The organism is Pseudomonas sp. p99-361 (assembly GCF_003935475.1).
GTDB lineage: Bacteria > Pseudomonadota > Gammaproteobacteria > Pseudomonadales > Pseudomonadaceae > Aquipseudomonas > Aquipseudomonas juntendi.
Genome location: NZ_RHQO01000093.1, coordinates 1 through 15,620, shown reverse-complemented (window position 1 = coordinate 15,620; position 15,620 = coordinate 1). Strand labels below are relative to the sequence as shown.

Genomic DNA, 15,620 nt, shown 5'->3' with positions numbered 1-15,620 from the left:
ACTGCCGAACCGAAAACTTCGGAGCAGACGCGAGTCAGAGCTGCGGTCAGAGTGGTCTTACCGTGGTCAACGTGGCCAATGGTGCCGACGTTAACGTGGGGAAGGGAACGATCAAATTTTTCTTTAGCCACGACAGTGAACCTCTTGCCTAAAGGGGATTAGCCTTGTTTTTTAACGAGTGCTTCGACGATGTTCGACGGAGCTTCGGCGTATTTGGAGAATTCCATGGAGTAGCTTGCGCGACCCTGAGACATGGAACGAACGTCGGTTGCGTAACCGAACATTTCTCCGAGTGGTACCTCAGCAGTGATTACCTTGCCGGACACCGAGTCTTCATTACCCTGGATCATCCCACGACGACGGCTCAGGTCACCCATCACGTCACCCAGGTAATCTTCCGGGGTTACAACTTCGACCTTCATGATCGGCTCAAGCACCACGCCACCGCCCTTCTGGGCCAGTTGCTTGGTCGCCATCGAAGCGGCGATCTTGAACGCCATTTCGTTGGAGTCGACGTCGTGGTACGAACCGTCGAACACTGTAGCCTTCAGGCCGAGCAGCGGATAGCCGGCAACAACGCCGTTTTTCATCTGCTCTTCGATACCCTTCTGGATCGGGGCGATGAATTCCTTCGGAATCACACCACCAACGACTTCGTTGGTGAAGACCAGACCTTCGGTGATGTTGCCCTTCTCGTCGACGTCTGGCTCCGAGAAACGGATCCAGCAGTGACCGAACTGACCACGACCACCCGACTGACGAACGAACTTGCCTTCGATCTCAACGTTGGACTTGGTGATCTTCTCGCGGTACGAAACCTGCGGCTTGCCGACGTTGCACTCGACGTTGAATTCGCGCTTCATGCGGTCAACGAGGATGTCCAGGTGCAGCTCACCCATACCGGAGATGATGGTCTGGCCGGTTTCTTCGTCGGTCTTGACGCGGAACGACGGGTCTTCCTGGGCCAGCTTGCCCAGTGCGATACCCATCTTCTCCTGGTCAGCCTTGGTTTTCGGCTCTACGGAGAGCGAAATTACCGGCTCAGGGAAGTCCATACGCTCAAGGATGATCGGCTTGTCGAGGTTGCACAGGGTATCACCGGTGGTGACGTCCTTCATCCCGATCAGAGCAGCGATGTCACCTGCACGTACTTCTTTGATCTCTTCACGCTGGTTGGCGTGCATCTGCACCATACGGCCAACGCGCTCTTTCTTGCCCTTGACCGAGTTGATGACGGAGTCACCAGAGGTCAGGAAGCCCGAGTAAACGCGGACGAAGGTCAGGGTGCCCACGAACGGGTCGGTAGCGATCTTGAACGCCAGAGCCGAGAACGGCTCGTCGTCGTCAGCAGGACGCTCGTCGTACTGTTCAGGCTTGACTTCATCCTTCGGCACGTCGATCAGATCAGGGTGGATACCCTTGATCGCAGGGATCTCGGTTGGCGCAGGCAGGTAGTCAATGACGGCATCGAGAACCAGGGGAACGCCCTTGTTCTTGAACGAAGAACCGCAGACAGCAGGAACGATCTCGCTCGCCAGGGTACGGGCGCGCAGACCAGCCTTGATGTCTTCGACGGACAGGTCACCTTCTTCAAGGTACTTGTTCATCAGCTCTTCGTTGGCCTCGGCAGCAGCCTCGACCATGTTGCTGCGCCATTCGTTGGCCAGGTCCACCAGCTCGGCAGGAATTTCTTCCTCGCGGTAGGTGGTGCCTTTGTCGTCGTCGTTCCAGTAGATGGCTTTCATCTTGATCAGGTCAACCTGACCCTGGAAGTCATCTTCTGCACCGATGGCCAGCTGAACCGGAACCGGGGTGTGACCCAGACGGTTCTTGATCTGACCTACAACGCGCAGGAAGTTGGCACCGGCACGGTCCATCTTGTTCACGTAGACAACACGTGGAACGCCGTACTTGTTGGCCTGACGCCATACGGTTTCGGACTGCGGCTCAACGCCGGAGGTACCGCAGAACACAACGACCGCGCCGTCGAGTACGCGCAGCGAACGCTCTACTTCAATGGTGAAGTCAACGTGGCCGGGGGTATCGATGACGTTTACGCGGTAGTTGTCGTACTGACCACGGGAACCTTTCCAGAAGGTGGTAACGGCAGCGGAGGTAATGGTGATACCGCGCTCCTGCTCCTGCACCATCCAGTCGGTGGTCGCGGCGCCGTCATGCACCTCGCCCATCTTGTGGCTCAGACCTGTGTAGAACAGGATCCGCTCGGTAGTGGTAGTCTTGCCCGCGTCAACGTGGGCACAGATACCGATGTTACGGTAGCGGTTAATTGCTGTAGTACGAGCCATAAAGCCCTCGCAAAATGATTGATGCTTGAATTAGAAGCGGTAGTGCGAGAACGCTTTGTTGGCTTCAGCCATACGGTGCACGTCTTCACGCTTCTTGACTGCAGCACCCTTGCCTTCGGCAGCATCCAGCAGTTCGCCGGCCAGACGCAGAGCCATCGACTTCTCGCCGCGCTTGCGGGCGTAGTCTACGAGCCAGCGCATTGCCAGAGCGTTACGACGGGATGGACGAACTTCAACCGGAACCTGGTAAGTAGCACCGCCTACACGGCGGGACTTGACTTCGACCAGCGGAGCGATGGCGTCGAGAGCTTTCTCGAAGATTTCCAGGGGGTCGCTGTTCTTGCGTGCTTTGACGGTATCCAGGGCACCGTAAACGATGCGCTCGGCTACGGCCTTCTTGCCGCTTTCCATCACGTGGTTCATGAACTTGGCGAGGATCTGGGATCCGTACTTCGGATCGTCAAGGATCTCACGTTTTGCTGCTACACGACGTCTTGGCATGATAAGCCCTCAAACGGTCTTCAGGTTAGCCCGGGACGCGGGTCTTCGACCCCTGCCCGACCTTACTCTTATCGACTCAAAAAAATGGATGTCTGCAAACGGCCGATTACTTCGGACGCTTGGTACCGTATTTCGAACGACCCTGGTTACGGCCTTTGACGCCCGAAGTATCCAGAGAGCCGCGAACGGTGTGGTAACGAACACCTGGCAAGTCTTTTACACGGCCGCCACGGATCAGGACGACGCTGTGCTCTTGCAGGTTGTGGCCTTCACCACCGATGTACGAGGAAACCTCGAAACCGTTGGTCAGACGCACACGGCATACTTTACGCAGTGCCGAGTTAGGTTTTTTCGGCGTGGTGGTGTACACACGGGTGCACACGCCACGACGTTGCGGGCAGTTCTGCAGCGCAGGAACGTCGGACTTCTCGACCGAACGCTTACGCGGCTGACGTACCAGCTGGTTGATAGTTGCCATCTACTAGCTCCACTGATTGTCTTGCGACTCTATTGTCTTGCAAGAAAGCCAAAAATTGGCGAGACGGAGCCTCACCAAATTTAAGGGTACAAAAGTCTAAAGAGGATCTTGCACCCAGTCAAGACAAGGCCCCGGCCCTCCTCGCCCGATCATCGGCAACATTTCATGTCACCGATGCCCGTTCGAGGCTAGCCGGGGCCCCGCCCTGGACTTAGTTACCGCTGGAATTCAGCGCTTCGGTCAGTGCGGCTTCCACCTCACTGGCGCTGACACGCAACGGTTTGTCGGCATCACGGCGACGCTTGCGCTCGCTGTGGTAAGCCAGACCAGTACCGGCCGGGATCAAACGACCCACAACCACGTTCTCCTTCAGGCCGCGCAGGTAGTCGCGCTTGCCGGTTACCGCCGCTTCGGTCAGTACGCGGGTGGTTTCCTGGAAGGAAGCCGCGGAGATGAACGACTCGGTCGACAGCGAGGCCTTGGTGATACCCAGCAGCACACGGGTGAACTTGGAGATGAACTTGTCCTCGCTGGCGAGACGCTCGTTCTCTACCAGCACCTGGGTCAGTTCCATCTGGTCGCCCTTGATGAAGCTGGAATCGCCCGACTCGGAGATCTCGACCTTGCGCAGCATCTGACGCAGGATGGTCTCGATGTGCTTGTCGTTGATCTTCACGCCTTGCAGACGGTAAACGTCCTGGATCTCGTTGACGATGTACTTCGCCAGCGCGCTGACACCCAGCAGACGCAGGATGTCGTGTGGATCGCTCGGGCCGTCGGAGATAACTTCACCGCGGTTTACCTGCTCACCTTCGAACACGTTCAGGTGGCGCCACTTCGGAATCAGCTCTTCGTACGGATCGCTGCCGTCGGTCGGAGTGATCACCAGGCGACGCTTGCCCTTGGTCTCTTTACCGAATGCGATGGTGCCGCTGACTTCAGCCAGAATCGAGGCTTCTTTCGGACGACGCGCTTCGAACAGGTCGGCAACGCGCGGCAGACCACCGGTGATGTCACGGGTCTTCGACGTTTCTTGCGGGATACGCGCAATAACGTCACCAACACCGATCTGGGCACCGTCAGCCACACCCACGAGGGCATTTGCCGGCAGGAAGTACTGGGCAGGTACGTCGGTACCTGGCAGGTACAGATCCTTGCCAGCGGCATCGACCATCTTGATTGCCGGACGGATTTCCTTGCCTGCGGCAGGGCGATCCTTCACGTCCAGTACTTCAATGTTGGTCAAGCCGGTCAGTTCATCGGTCTGACGCTTGATGGTGATGTTTTCTTCCATGCCCACGAAGGTCACGGTACCTTTCAGCTCGGTAACGATCGGGTGGGTGTGCGGGTCCCACTTGGCGACGATGGCGCCAGCTTCGACCTTTTCACCTTCCTTGACCGAAATCACTGCACCGTAAGGCAGCTTGTAGCGCTCACGCTCACGGCCGAATTCGTCGGCAATGGCCAACTCACCGGAACGCGATACGGCAACCAGGTTGCCGTCGGCACGCTCGACCTGCTTCAGGTTGTGCAGACGCACCATACCGCCGTTCTTCACCTGGACGCTGTCGGCAGCCGAAGTACGGCTTGCAGCACCACCGATGTGGAACGTACGCATGGTCAGCTGGGTACCCGGCTCACCGATCGACTGTGCAGCGATAACGCCGACAGCTTCACCGATGTTCACCTGGTGACCGCGAGCCAGGTCACGACCGTAGCACTTGGCGCAGATGCCGTAGCGGGTTTCGCAGCTGATCGGCGAACGCACGATCACTTCGTCGATGCTGTTCAGCTCGATGAACTCGACCCACTGCTCGTCGACCAGGGTACCGGCCGGAACGATCACGTCCTCGGTGCCTGGCTTGAACACGTCGCGGGCGATGACACGACCCAGTACACGCTCACCCAGCGGCTCTACAACGTCGCCGCCTTCGATGTGCGGCGTCATCAGCAGGCCTTGGTCGGTGCCGCAGTCGATCTCGGTAACCACCAGATCCTGGGCAACGTCCACCAGACGACGCGTCAGGTAACCCGAGTTCGCAGTCTTCAAGGCGGTATCCGCCAGACCCTTACGAGCACCGTGGGTCGAGATGAAGTACTGGAGTACGCTCAGACCTTCACGGAAGTTCGCGGTGATCGGCGTTTCGATGATCGAGCCGTCCGGCTTGGCCATCAGGCCACGCATACCAGCCAGCTGACGGATCTGTGCTGCGGAACCCCGCGCACCCGAGTCAGCCATCATGTACATCGAGTTGAAGGACTCTTGCTCGACTTCCTTGCCCTCGCGGTCGATGACCTTCTCTTTCGAGAGGTTGGCCATCATCGCCTTGGACACTTCGTCGTTCGCCTTGGACCACAAGTCGATGACCTTGTTGTACTTCTCGCCCTGGGTTACCAGGCCGGAGGCGTACTGGCTCTCGATTTCCTTCACTTCATCGGTAGCGTTACCGATGATGCGGGCTTTCTCGTCCGGGATAACGAAGTCGTTAACACCGATGGAAACACCGGAAATGGTCGAGTAGGCGAAACCGGTGTACATCAACTGGTCAGCGAAGATGACGGTCTCTTTCAGACCAACCACGCGGTAGCACTGGTTGATCAGCTTGGAGATCGCCTTTTTCTTCATTGGCTGGTTGACCACATCGTACGGCAGGCCTGCCGGTACAACCTGGAACAGCAGCGCACGGCCGACGGTGGTGTCGACGATACGGGTGTTCTTGACCACCGAACCATCACGCTCTTTCACGGTTTCGTTGATACGAACCTTGATTTTCGCGTGCAGGGCAGCTTCGCCGGCGCGGAATACGCGGTCGACTTCCTGCAGGTCGGCGAATACGCGACCTTCGCCCTTGGCATTGATGGCCTCACGGGTCATGTAGTACAGACCCAGTACAACGTCCTGCGACGGAACGATGATTGGCTCACCGTTGGCTGGCGACAGAATGTTGTTGGTCGACATCATCAGCGCGCGCGCTTCGAGCTGGGCTTCCAGCGTCAGCGGCACGTGAACGGCCATCTGGTCACCGTCGAAGTCGGCGTTGTACGCGGCGCAGACCAGCGGGTGCAGCTGGATGGCTTTACCTTCGATCAGAACCGGTTCAAAGGCCTGGATACCCAGACGGTGCAGGGTTGGCGCACGGTTGAGCAGTACGGGGTGTTCGCGGATCACCTCGGCGAGAACGTCCCATACCTCTGGCAGCTCGCGCTCGACCATCTTCTTGGCAGCCTTGATGGTGGTCGCCAGACCACGCATTTCCAGCTTGCCGAAAATGAACGGCTTGAACAGCTCGAGGGCCATCTTCTTCGGCAGACCGCACTGGTGCAGACGCAGGGTCGGGCCTACGGTAATTACCGAACGGCCGGAGTAGTCCACACGCTTACCGAGCAAGTTCTGACGGAAGCGACCTTGCTTACCTTTGATCATGTCGGCCAGGGACTTCAGCGGACGCTTGTTCGAGCCAGTGATGGCGCGACCGCGACGGCCGTTGTCCAGCAGGGCGTCGACCGCCTCCTGCAGCATGCGCTTTTCGTTGCGCACGATGATGTCCGGCGCCGACAGATCCAGCAGGCGCTTCAGACGGTTGTTACGGTTGATCACCCGACGATACAGGTCGTTCAGGTCGGAGGTCGCGAAGCGGCCACCATCCAGCGGCACCAGCGGACGCAGGTCCGGCGGCAGTACTGGCAGAACGGTCAGCACCATCCACTCAGGCAGGTTGCCCGAGCCCTGGAAAGCTTCCATCAGCTTCAGGCGCTTAGACAGCTTCTTGATCTTGGTTTCCGAGTTGGTCTGCGGAATTTCTTCGCGCAGGCGGCCGATCTCGTGCTCCAGGTCGATAGCGTGCAGCAGTTCGCGGACAGCCTCGGCACCCATGCGGGCGTCGAAGTCGTCACCGAACTCTTCCAGCGCTTCGAAGTACTGCTCGTCGTTCAGCAGCTGGCCCTTTTCCAGGGTGGTCATGCCCGGGTCGATAACGACGTAGCTCTCGAAGTAGAGCACGCGCTCGATGTCACGCAGGGTCATGTCCATCAGCAGGCCGATACGGGACGGCAGCGACTTCAGGAACCAGATGTGGGCGACCGGCGAGGCCAGCTCGATGTGCGCCATGCGCTCACGACGCACTTTGGCCAGGGCAACTTCAACGCCGCACTTCTCGCAGATTACGCCACGGTGCTTGAGGCGCTTGTACTTGCCGCACAGGCACTCGTAGTCCTTGACTGGGCCAAAGATCTTGGCGCAGAACAGGCCGTCACGCTCAGGCTTGAACGTACGGTAGTTGATGGTTTCCGGCTTCTTAACTTCACCGAACGACCACGAACGGATCATTTCAGGCGACGCCAGACCGATGCGGATGGCGTCGAACTCTTCGACTTGACCCTGGTTTTTCAGCAAATTCAGTAGGTCTTTCAAGGCCTTTCCTCCTGGCGGAGCAGGGAGCGGGCATTACCTGCCCCACTCCCCTTCGCGTCACGTGTTATTCGGTTTCCAGATCGATATCGATACCGAGGGAACGGATCTCTTTGATCAACACGTTGAAGGACTCGGGCATGCCCGGCTCCATACGGTGATCGCCATCCACGATGTTCTTGTACATCTTGGTACGGCCGTTCACGTCGTCCGACTTCACTGTGAGCATTTCTTGCAGGGTGTATGCCGCGCCGTATGCTTCCAGCGCCCACACTTCCATCTCCCCGAAACGCTGACCACCGAACTGCGCCTTACCACCCAGCGGCTGCTGGGTAACCAGGCTGTAGGAACCAGTGGAACGCGCGTGCATCTTGTCGTCCACCAAGTGGTTCAGCTTGAGCATGTACATGTAACCAACGGTCACCGGACGCTCGAACTTGTTGCCGGTACGGCCATCGAACAGCACCATCTGGCCGCTTTCTGGCAGGTCTGCCAGTTTCAGCATGGCCTTGATCTCGCGCTCCTTGGCACCATCGAAGACCGGAGTAGCCATAGGCACACCTTTCTTCAGGTTGTGCGCCAGGGCCAGGATCTCGGCGTCGGAGAACTCGTCGAGGTTTTCCTGACGACCACCGATCTCGTTGTAGACCTCGGTCAGGAATACACGCAGCTCAGCGGCTTTGCGCTGCTCTTCGAGCATGCGGTCGATCTTCTCGCCCAGGCCTTTGGCCGCAAGGCCCAGGTGGGTTTCGAGGATCTGACCAACGTTCATACGCGAAGGTACGCCCAGCGGGTTCAGTACGACGTCGACCGGAGTACCGTTGGCGTCGTGCGGCATGTCTTCAACCGGCATGATAACCGAGACAACACCTTTGTTACCGTGACGGCCGGCCATCTTGTCACCCGGCTGGATGCGACGGCGGATTGCCAGGTAAACCTTGACGATCTTCAGTACGCCTGGTGCCAGGTCATCGCCCTGCTGCAGCTTGCGCTTCTTGTCTTCGAACTTGTCGTCCAGCAGACGGCGACGGTCAACGATGTACTGCTGAGCCTTTTCCAGCTGCTCGTTCAGTGCATCTTCAGCCATGCGCAGCTTGAACCACTGGCCGTGCTCCAGACCGTCCAGTACTTCGTCGGAGATCACGGTGCCTTTCTTCAGGCCCGCGCCACCGTCGACCACCTGGCCGTTCAGGGCAGAACGCAGACGCTCGAAGGTTGCGCCTTCGACGATGCGGAACTCTTCGTTGAGGTCCTTGCGGATCTCGTCCAGCTGCATCTTCTCGATGGCCAGGGCGCGGCTGTCGCGCTCCACGCCATCACGGGTGAAGACCTGTACGTCGATGACAGTGCCCTTGGTGCCGGTTGGCACGCGCAGGGAAGTGTCCTTAACGTCGCTGGCTTTTTCGCCGAAGATGGCGCGCAGCAGTTTTTCTTCCGGAGTCAGCTGGGTTTCGCCTTTTGGCGTAACTTTACCGACCAGGATGTCACCCGCGCCGACTTCCGCACCCACGTAGACGATACCGGCTTCGTCCAGCTTGTTCAGTGCGGCTTCACCCACGTTCGGGATGTCCGCAGTGATTTCCTCTGGGCCAAGCTTGGTATCACGCGCCACACAGGTCAGTTCCTGAATGTGGATCGTGGTGAAGCGGTCTTCCTGCACCACACGTTCGGACAGGCAGATGGAGTCTTCGAAGTTGAAGCCGTTCCACGCCATGAAGGCGATACGCATGTTCTGACCCAGTGCCAGCTCACCCATGTCGGTGGACGGGCCGTCGGCCATGATGTCGCTGCGCTGAACCTTGTCACCCTTGCTGACCAGCGGACGCTGGTTGATGCAGGTGTTCTGGTTGGAACGGGTGTACTTGGTCAGGTTGTAGATGTCCACACCGGCTTCACCGGTCTCGACTTCATCGTCATTGACGCGAACGACGATACGGCTGGCGTCGACCGAGTCGATCACGCCACCGCGGCGAGCAACCACGCAGACACCGGAGTCACGGGCAACGTTGCGCTCCATGCCGGTACCCACCAGCGGCTTGTCGGCACGCAGGGTCGGTACAGCCTGACGCTGCATGTTCGAACCCATCAGTGCACGGTTGGCGTCGTCGTGCTCGAGGAACGGGATCAGCGAGGCAGCGACGGAAACAACCTGCTTCGGCGACACGTCCATCAGGGTGACGTCTTCCGGCGCCTTGACGGTGAATTCGTTCAGGTGACGGACCGCTACCAGCTCATCGATCAGCTGCTTCTTGTCGTTCATAGCGGCCGAAGCCTGGGCGATAACGTGATCGGCTTCTTCAATGGCCGACAGGAACACGATGTCGTCGCTGACCACACCTTCTTTCACCACGCGGTACGGGCTTTCCAGGAAGCCGTACTGGTTGGTGCGGGCATAGGCTGCCAGGGAGTTGATCAGACCGATGTTCGGACCTTCAGGGGTCTCGATCGGGCACACACGGCCGTAGTGGGTCGGGTGCACGTCACGGACTTCAAAGCCAGCACGCTCACGGGTCAGACCGCCAGGGCCGAGTGCAGAGACGCGGCGCTTGTGGGTGATCTCGGAGAGCGGGTTGTTCTGGTCCATGAACTGGGACAGCTGGCTGGAACCGAAGAACTCTTTCACCGCCGCCGCAACCGGCTTGGCGTTGATCAGGTCTTGCGGCATCAGGCCTTCGCTTTCCGCCATCGACAGACGTTCCTTGACCGCGCGCTCTACACGCACCAGGCCAACGCGGAACTGGTTCTCGGCCATCTCGCCGACGCAACGAACGCGACGGTTACCCAGGTGGTCGATGTCGTCGACAATGCCTTTGCCGTTACGGATATCGACCAGGGTCTTAAGGACCTCGACGATATCTTCCTTGCTCAGCACGCCCGAACCCTCGATCTCGGTACGACCGATACGACGGTTGAACTTCATGCGGCCAACGGCGGACAGATCGTAACGCTCGGCGCTGAAGAACAGGTTGTTGAACAGGGTCTCGGCGGCGTCCTTGGTCGGCGGCTCGCCTGGACGCATCATGCGGTAGATTTCGACCAGGGCTTCCAGCTGGTTGCTGGTGGTGTCGATCTTCAGCGTGTCGGAGATGAACGGACCGCAGTCGATGTCGTTGGTGTACAGGGTCTCGATACGGACAACCTGCGCCTTGGCGACCTTGATCAGCAGCTCGGTGGTCATCTCGGTGTTGCACTCGGCGAGGATCTCACCGGTAGCCGGATGCACGATAGCCTTGGCGGTGGTGCGGCCCAGGACGTATTCCATAGGAACGTCCAGCTGCTTGACGCCGGCCTTTTCGATCTGGTTGATGTGGCGCGCGGTAATACGGCGGCCTTGCTCGACGATGACTTTGCCGGTTTCGTCATGGATGTCCATGACAGCAACTTCACCACGCAGACGCTGTGGCACCAGTTCCAGGCTAAGTTTTTCGCCGGAAATGTGGAATACGTTGGTGGTGTAGAAGGTGTTCAGCACTTCTTCAGTGCTGTAGCCCAGGGCACGCAGCAGCACCGAGGCCGGCAGTTTGCGGCGACGGTCGATACGCACGAACACGCAGTCCTTCGGGTCGAACTCGAAGTCCAGCCAGGAGCCGCGGTAAGGGATGATGCGAGCGGAGTACAGCAGCTTGCCGGAGCTGTGGGTCTTGCCACGGTCGTGGTCGAAGAACACACCAGGCGAACGGTGCAGCTGGGAAACGATCACACGCTCGGTACCGTTGATTACGAAGGTACCGTTTTCAGTCATCAGGGGGATTTCACCCATGTAGACTTCTTGCTCTTTGATGTCCTTGATCGCTTTGTTCGACGATTCCTTGTCGAAGATGATCAGGCGCACCTTGACCCGCAGTGGTACCGCGAAGGTCACACCACGCAGGACACATTCCTTCACATCGAAGGCGGGTTCGCCCAGGCGATAGCCTACGTACTCCAGGGCAGCATTGCCGGAGTAGCTGATGATCGGGAATACCGATTTGAAGGCCGCGTGCAGGCCGACGTCGCGGAAGTTATCCTTGGATGCTCCCGCTTGCAGGAATTCGCGATACGAATCCAGCTGGATGGCCAGGAGGTAAGGCACATCCATGACGTCCGGCAACTTGCTAAAGTCCTTGCGGATACGTTTTTTCTCAGTGTATGAGTAAGCCATCAGCGTTCCCCAGCTTGGTCACCTGCTTGTTTGGCTTCTCCCGGCGGGAGCAGCCAGAAAATCGTGCAAACCCCTTGGTTTGCGCCACCCACATGGGTGTCTTGCAGCTTGTTATCGGGGCCGGCATGACCGGCCACCAATAACGGAAAAAGGCCGGTGGCATAAGCCACCAGCCATCAGCCTTTTGCTCAACGCTCAGGCTGGCATCGCAAGGTCGAAATTACTTCAGCTCGACTTTAGCGCCTGCTTCTTCCAGCTTCTTCTTAGCGTCTTCAGCGGCTTCTTTCGAAACGCCTTCAGCTACAACCTGAGGAGCGCCATCGACTTTCTCTTTGGCTTCTTTCAGGCCCAGACCGGTCAGCTCGCGAACGGCTTTGATCACGTTCACTTTCTTGTCGCCGGCTTCAACCAGAACAACGTTGAACTCGGTCTGCTCTTCAACAACGGCAGCAGCAGCAGCTGGGCCAGCAGCGGCAACAGCAGCGGTAACGCCGAAGGTTTCTTCCATTGCTTTGATCAGCTCAACAACTTCCAGAACGGTTTTCTGGCCGATTGCTTCGATGATTTGTTCGTTAGTCAGGGACATGACTTAAATCCTGTATTGGGGTGACAGCCTACGCAGCCATCAAATTAAACGTATGATTTTGAAAGAATTCGCACGCCTTAGGCGGCGGTAGCTTCTTTCTGGTCGCGAATGGCTGCCAGAGTACGAGCCAGCTTGCTGGTGGCGCCTTGAATAACGCTCATCAGTTTCGCAATAGCTTCGTCGCGGGTCGGCAGGGTAGCCAACACGTCGATCTGGTTCGCTGCAATGAAATTGCCGTCAAACGCAGCTGCCTTGATCTCGAACTTGTCCTGACCCTTGGCGAACTCTTTGAACAGACGAGCAGCAGCGCCCGGGTGTTCGTTGGAGAAAGCAATCAGGGTCGGGCCTTTGAACGCGTCGTTGAGGATCGAAAATTCGGTGCCTTCAACAGCGCGCTTGAGCAGGGTGTTACGTACGACACGTACATAAACGCCAGCTTCGCGGGCCTCTTTACGGAGTCCGGTCATTGCGCCTACAGTCACACCACGGGCATCAGCCACGACAGCGGACAGAGCGACTTTGGCAGCCTCGTTGACTTCAGCGACGATGGCCTTCTTGTCTTCGAGTTTAATTGCCACGGGTTTACTCCTGGTTTTTACCGTTTCATCTGGCCGAAGCCTGATGTCGTTTTGGTGTCTGATTCGGTAACGAATCGGGAGCACCATCTGCGTGGGCTGGGTTTTTAAGGCTTGCGCCGCCTACGGTCTTGGATAGCCCCCGCCAGGCAGGGACCCCAATTTTTGCTGGTGGCGCGACATGTCGCACCACCATGTTCTTACACGTTCAGCGAACTCTGATCGATGACCAGACCTGGGCCCATGGTGGTGCTCAGGGTAACGCGCTTAACGTAGATACCTTTCGAAGAAGCTGGCTTGATACGCTTCAGGTCAGCGATCAGGGCTTCAACGTTTTCCTTCAGCTTGCCAGCTTCAAAGCCGACCTTGCCAACGGAGGTGTGGATGATACCGTTCTTGTCGGTACGGTAGCGAACCTGACCAGCCTTGGCGTTTTTCACGGCAGTGGCTACGTCTGGAGTCACGGTACCAACTTTCGGGTTAGGCATCAGGCCGCGAGGACCCAGAACCTGACCCAGCTGACCTACAACGCGCATGGCATCAGGCGATGCGATGACGACGTCATAGTTCAGGTCGCCGCCTTTCATTTCGGCAGCCAGATCGTCCATACCTACGCGGTCAGCGCCTGCAGCCAGAGCAGCTTCAGCAGCTGGGCCCTGGGTGAAAACGGCAACGCGAACGGTCTTGCCAGTGCCGTGCGGCAGCACAGTAGCGCTACGTACGACCTGGTCGGATTTACGCGGGTCAACACCGAGGTTTACGGCGATGTCGTAGGACTCGACGAACTTGGCAGCAGGCAGCGAGGCCAGCAGAGTTGCCGCTTCTTCGAAGTTGTAGGCCTTGCCTGCTTCGATTTTCTCGGCGATTGCCTTTTGGCGTTTGGTCAGCTTAGCCATTACACACCCTCCACGTTCAGGCCCATGCTGCGGGCAGAGCCAGCGATGGTGCGTACAGCAGCGTCCAGGTCAGCGGCAGTCAGGTCAGCCTGTTTGGCTTTCGCGATGTCTTCCAGCTGAGCACGGGTAACGGTACCGACTTTAACGGTGTTCGGGCGAGCCGAACCACTGGTCAGGCCAGCAGCTTTCTTCAGCAGAACCGAGGCAGGGGTGCTCTTGGTCTCGAAGGTGAAGCTACGGTCGCTGTAGACAGTGATGATCACTGGAGTCGGCAGGCCGGCTTCTTGACCCTGGGTACGGGCGTTGAAGGCCTTGCAGAATTCCATAATGTTCACACCATGTTGACCCAGTGCTGGACCAACGGGTGGGCTTGGGTTGGCCTGGCCGGCCTTAACTTGCAGCTTGATGTAAGCCTGAATCTTCTTAGCCATGAGCTACTCCAAAATCGGGTACGAACGCCTGCTGGCTCCCCGGATGACTTGCGTTTTATCCCAGTGACGACAAAACCCCGCAGCACACAGGGCTGCGGGGTATGGGATGCTTTGTCCGCCTAGACCTTTTCGACCTGGCTGAACTCGAGCTCCACCGGAGTAGAGCGACCGAAAATGAGCACTGCAACCTGCAGGCGGCTCTTTTCGTAGTTAACCTCTTCGACACTGCCATTGAAATCAGCGAACGGACCGTCAATAACACGAACCACTTCACCTGGTTCGAACAGCGTCTTCGGCTTCGGCTTGTCGCTACCATCGGCAACGCGACGCAGGATAGCCTCGGCTTCTTTATCAGTGATCGGCGCAGGCTTGTCTGCAGTACCACCAATAAAGCCCATCACACGAGGGGTGTCCTTGACCAAGTGCCAAGTCCCTTCGTTCATCTCCATCTGGACCAGTACATAGCCAGGGAAGAATTTGCGCTCACTTTTGCGCTTCTGGCCGTTACGCATTTCGACGACTTCTTCGGTCGGAACCAAGATCTCGCCGAAACCGTCTTCCATGCCAGCCAGCTTGACGCGCTCAATCAGGGAGCGCATTACATGCTTCTCGTAACCCGAGTAAGCATGCACAACATACCAACGCTTAGCCACGGGACACCTTTAGCCAACGATCAGGGAGACCGCCCAGCCGAGCAGGGAGTCGAGCCCCCACAGCAGCAGTGCCATAACCAGCACAACAGCCACGACAATCAGCGTGGTCTGGGTGGTTTCCTGGCGGGTCGGCCACACGACTTTACGAATCTCGGCACGAGCTTCCTTCGCCAACGTAAAGAACGACTTGCCCTTCGCAGTCTGCAGAGCTACAAAGCCCGCGACAGCAGCCAGGACGAGAAGTGCGAGAACGCGATACAGGATTGGGGAGGCGGAGTAATACTGGTTACCCACTACGCCAACAACCACCAAAGCCACTACAGCCAGCCACTTGAACAGATCAAAACGCGATTCTTGGGCTTCAGTTTTGGGGGTCATCGAGGAGGATCCTGTAAGAAGAAAGCCATCACACCGAGGTGAAATGGCAGGTCAGGAGGGAATCGAACCCCCAACCTACGGTTTTGGAGACCGTCGCTCTGCCAATTGAGCTACTGACCTGTAACGCTGTATCAGGCCGGCCATTATACCGGCCTGATCAAGTAAATCAACTACTTATTCAATAATTTTTGCTACGACGCCGGCGCCGACGGTACGACCGCCTTCACGGATAGCGAAGCGCAGACCGTCTTCCATTGCGATGGTCTT

At 58.0% G+C, this 15,620-nt stretch carries 12 protein-coding genes, 1 tRNA gene and 1 pseudogene; all 14 read right to left on the bottom strand.

Going from position 1 to position 15,620, the window contains the following annotated elements; genetic code table 11:
- Positions 1–131, bottom strand: a 131-nt coding sequence (locus tag EGJ22_RS24000) for a GTP-binding protein (protein WP_256671882.1), incomplete at its 3' end; no start/stop codon positions are given.
- A 27-nt stretch (positions 132–158) separates the two neighbouring features.
- The gene (gene fusA, locus EGJ22_RS23995; RefSeq protein WP_029886999.1) at positions 159–2,306 is read right to left on the bottom strand and encodes an elongation factor G; all 2,148 of its coding nucleotides are present in this window, start codon (positions 2,304–2,306) and stop codon (positions 159–161) included.
- Between the two features lie 30 nt (positions 2,307–2,336).
- The gene (gene rpsG / locus EGJ22_RS23990) at positions 2,337–2,807 is read right to left on the bottom strand and encodes a 30S ribosomal protein S7 (protein ID WP_003246741.1); all 471 of its coding nucleotides are present in this window, start codon (positions 2,805–2,807) and stop codon (positions 2,337–2,339) included.
- A 106-nt stretch (positions 2,808–2,913) separates the two neighbouring features.
- Complete coding sequence (gene rpsL / locus EGJ22_RS23985; protein ID WP_003255492.1) at positions 2,914–3,285, bottom strand: 30S ribosomal protein S12; 372 nt, start codon at positions 3,283–3,285, stop codon at positions 2,914–2,916.
- A 211-nt stretch (positions 3,286–3,496) separates the two neighbouring features.
- Complete coding sequence (rpoC, locus tag EGJ22_RS23980) at positions 3,497–7,696, bottom strand: DNA-directed RNA polymerase subunit beta' (RefSeq protein ID WP_009681247.1); 4,200 nt, start codon at positions 7,694–7,696, stop codon at positions 3,497–3,499.
- Positions 7,697–7,760: 64 nt separating this feature from the next.
- Positions 7,761–11,834, bottom strand: coding sequence for a DNA-directed RNA polymerase subunit beta (gene rpoB / locus EGJ22_RS23975; RefSeq protein WP_009681246.1), 4,074 nt, complete (start codon positions 11,832–11,834; stop codon positions 7,761–7,763).
- Positions 11,835–12,054: 220 nt separating this feature from the next.
- Positions 12,055–12,420 (bottom strand): 50S ribosomal protein L7/L12, encoded by a 366-nt coding sequence (rplL, locus tag EGJ22_RS23970; RefSeq protein ID WP_003255496.1) that lies wholly within the window; start codon positions 12,418–12,420, stop codon positions 12,055–12,057.
- A 77-nt stretch (positions 12,421–12,497) separates the two neighbouring features.
- Complete coding sequence (gene rplJ / locus EGJ22_RS23965; protein ID WP_009681245.1) at positions 12,498–12,998, bottom strand: 50S ribosomal protein L10; 501 nt, start codon at positions 12,996–12,998, stop codon at positions 12,498–12,500.
- 197 nt (positions 12,999–13,195) lie between these two features.
- Entirely contained in the window at positions 13,196–13,891 is a 696-nt protein-coding gene (gene rplA, locus EGJ22_RS23960) for a 50S ribosomal protein L1 (RefSeq protein WP_009681244.1), read from the bottom strand.
- A complete protein-coding gene (rplK, locus tag EGJ22_RS23955; protein WP_003255500.1) occupies positions 13,891–14,322 on the bottom strand; it encodes a 50S ribosomal protein L11 in 432 nt (143 codons plus the stop codon). Before rplK ends, rplA begins: the two co-directional genes overlap by 1 nt.
- Positions 14,323–14,441: 119 nt before the next feature.
- Positions 14,442–14,975 carry a transcription termination/antitermination protein NusG gene (nusG, locus tag EGJ22_RS23950; protein WP_003255501.1) on the bottom strand — a complete coding sequence of 178 codons (534 nt, stop codon included), beginning with the start codon at positions 14,973–14,975 and terminating at the stop codon, positions 14,442–14,444.
- 9 nt (positions 14,976–14,984) lie between these two features.
- Complete coding sequence (secE, locus tag EGJ22_RS23945; protein WP_009681243.1) at positions 14,985–15,353, bottom strand: preprotein translocase subunit SecE; 369 nt, start codon at positions 15,351–15,353, stop codon at positions 14,985–14,987.
- Between the two features lie 44 nt (positions 15,354–15,397).
- A tRNA-Trp gene (locus EGJ22_RS23940) sits at positions 15,398–15,473 on the bottom strand.
- A 54-nt stretch (positions 15,474–15,527) separates the two neighbouring features.
- Positions 15,528–15,620 (bottom strand): annotated as a pseudogene (locus EGJ22_RS23935) (elongation factor Tu); the annotation flags it as partial.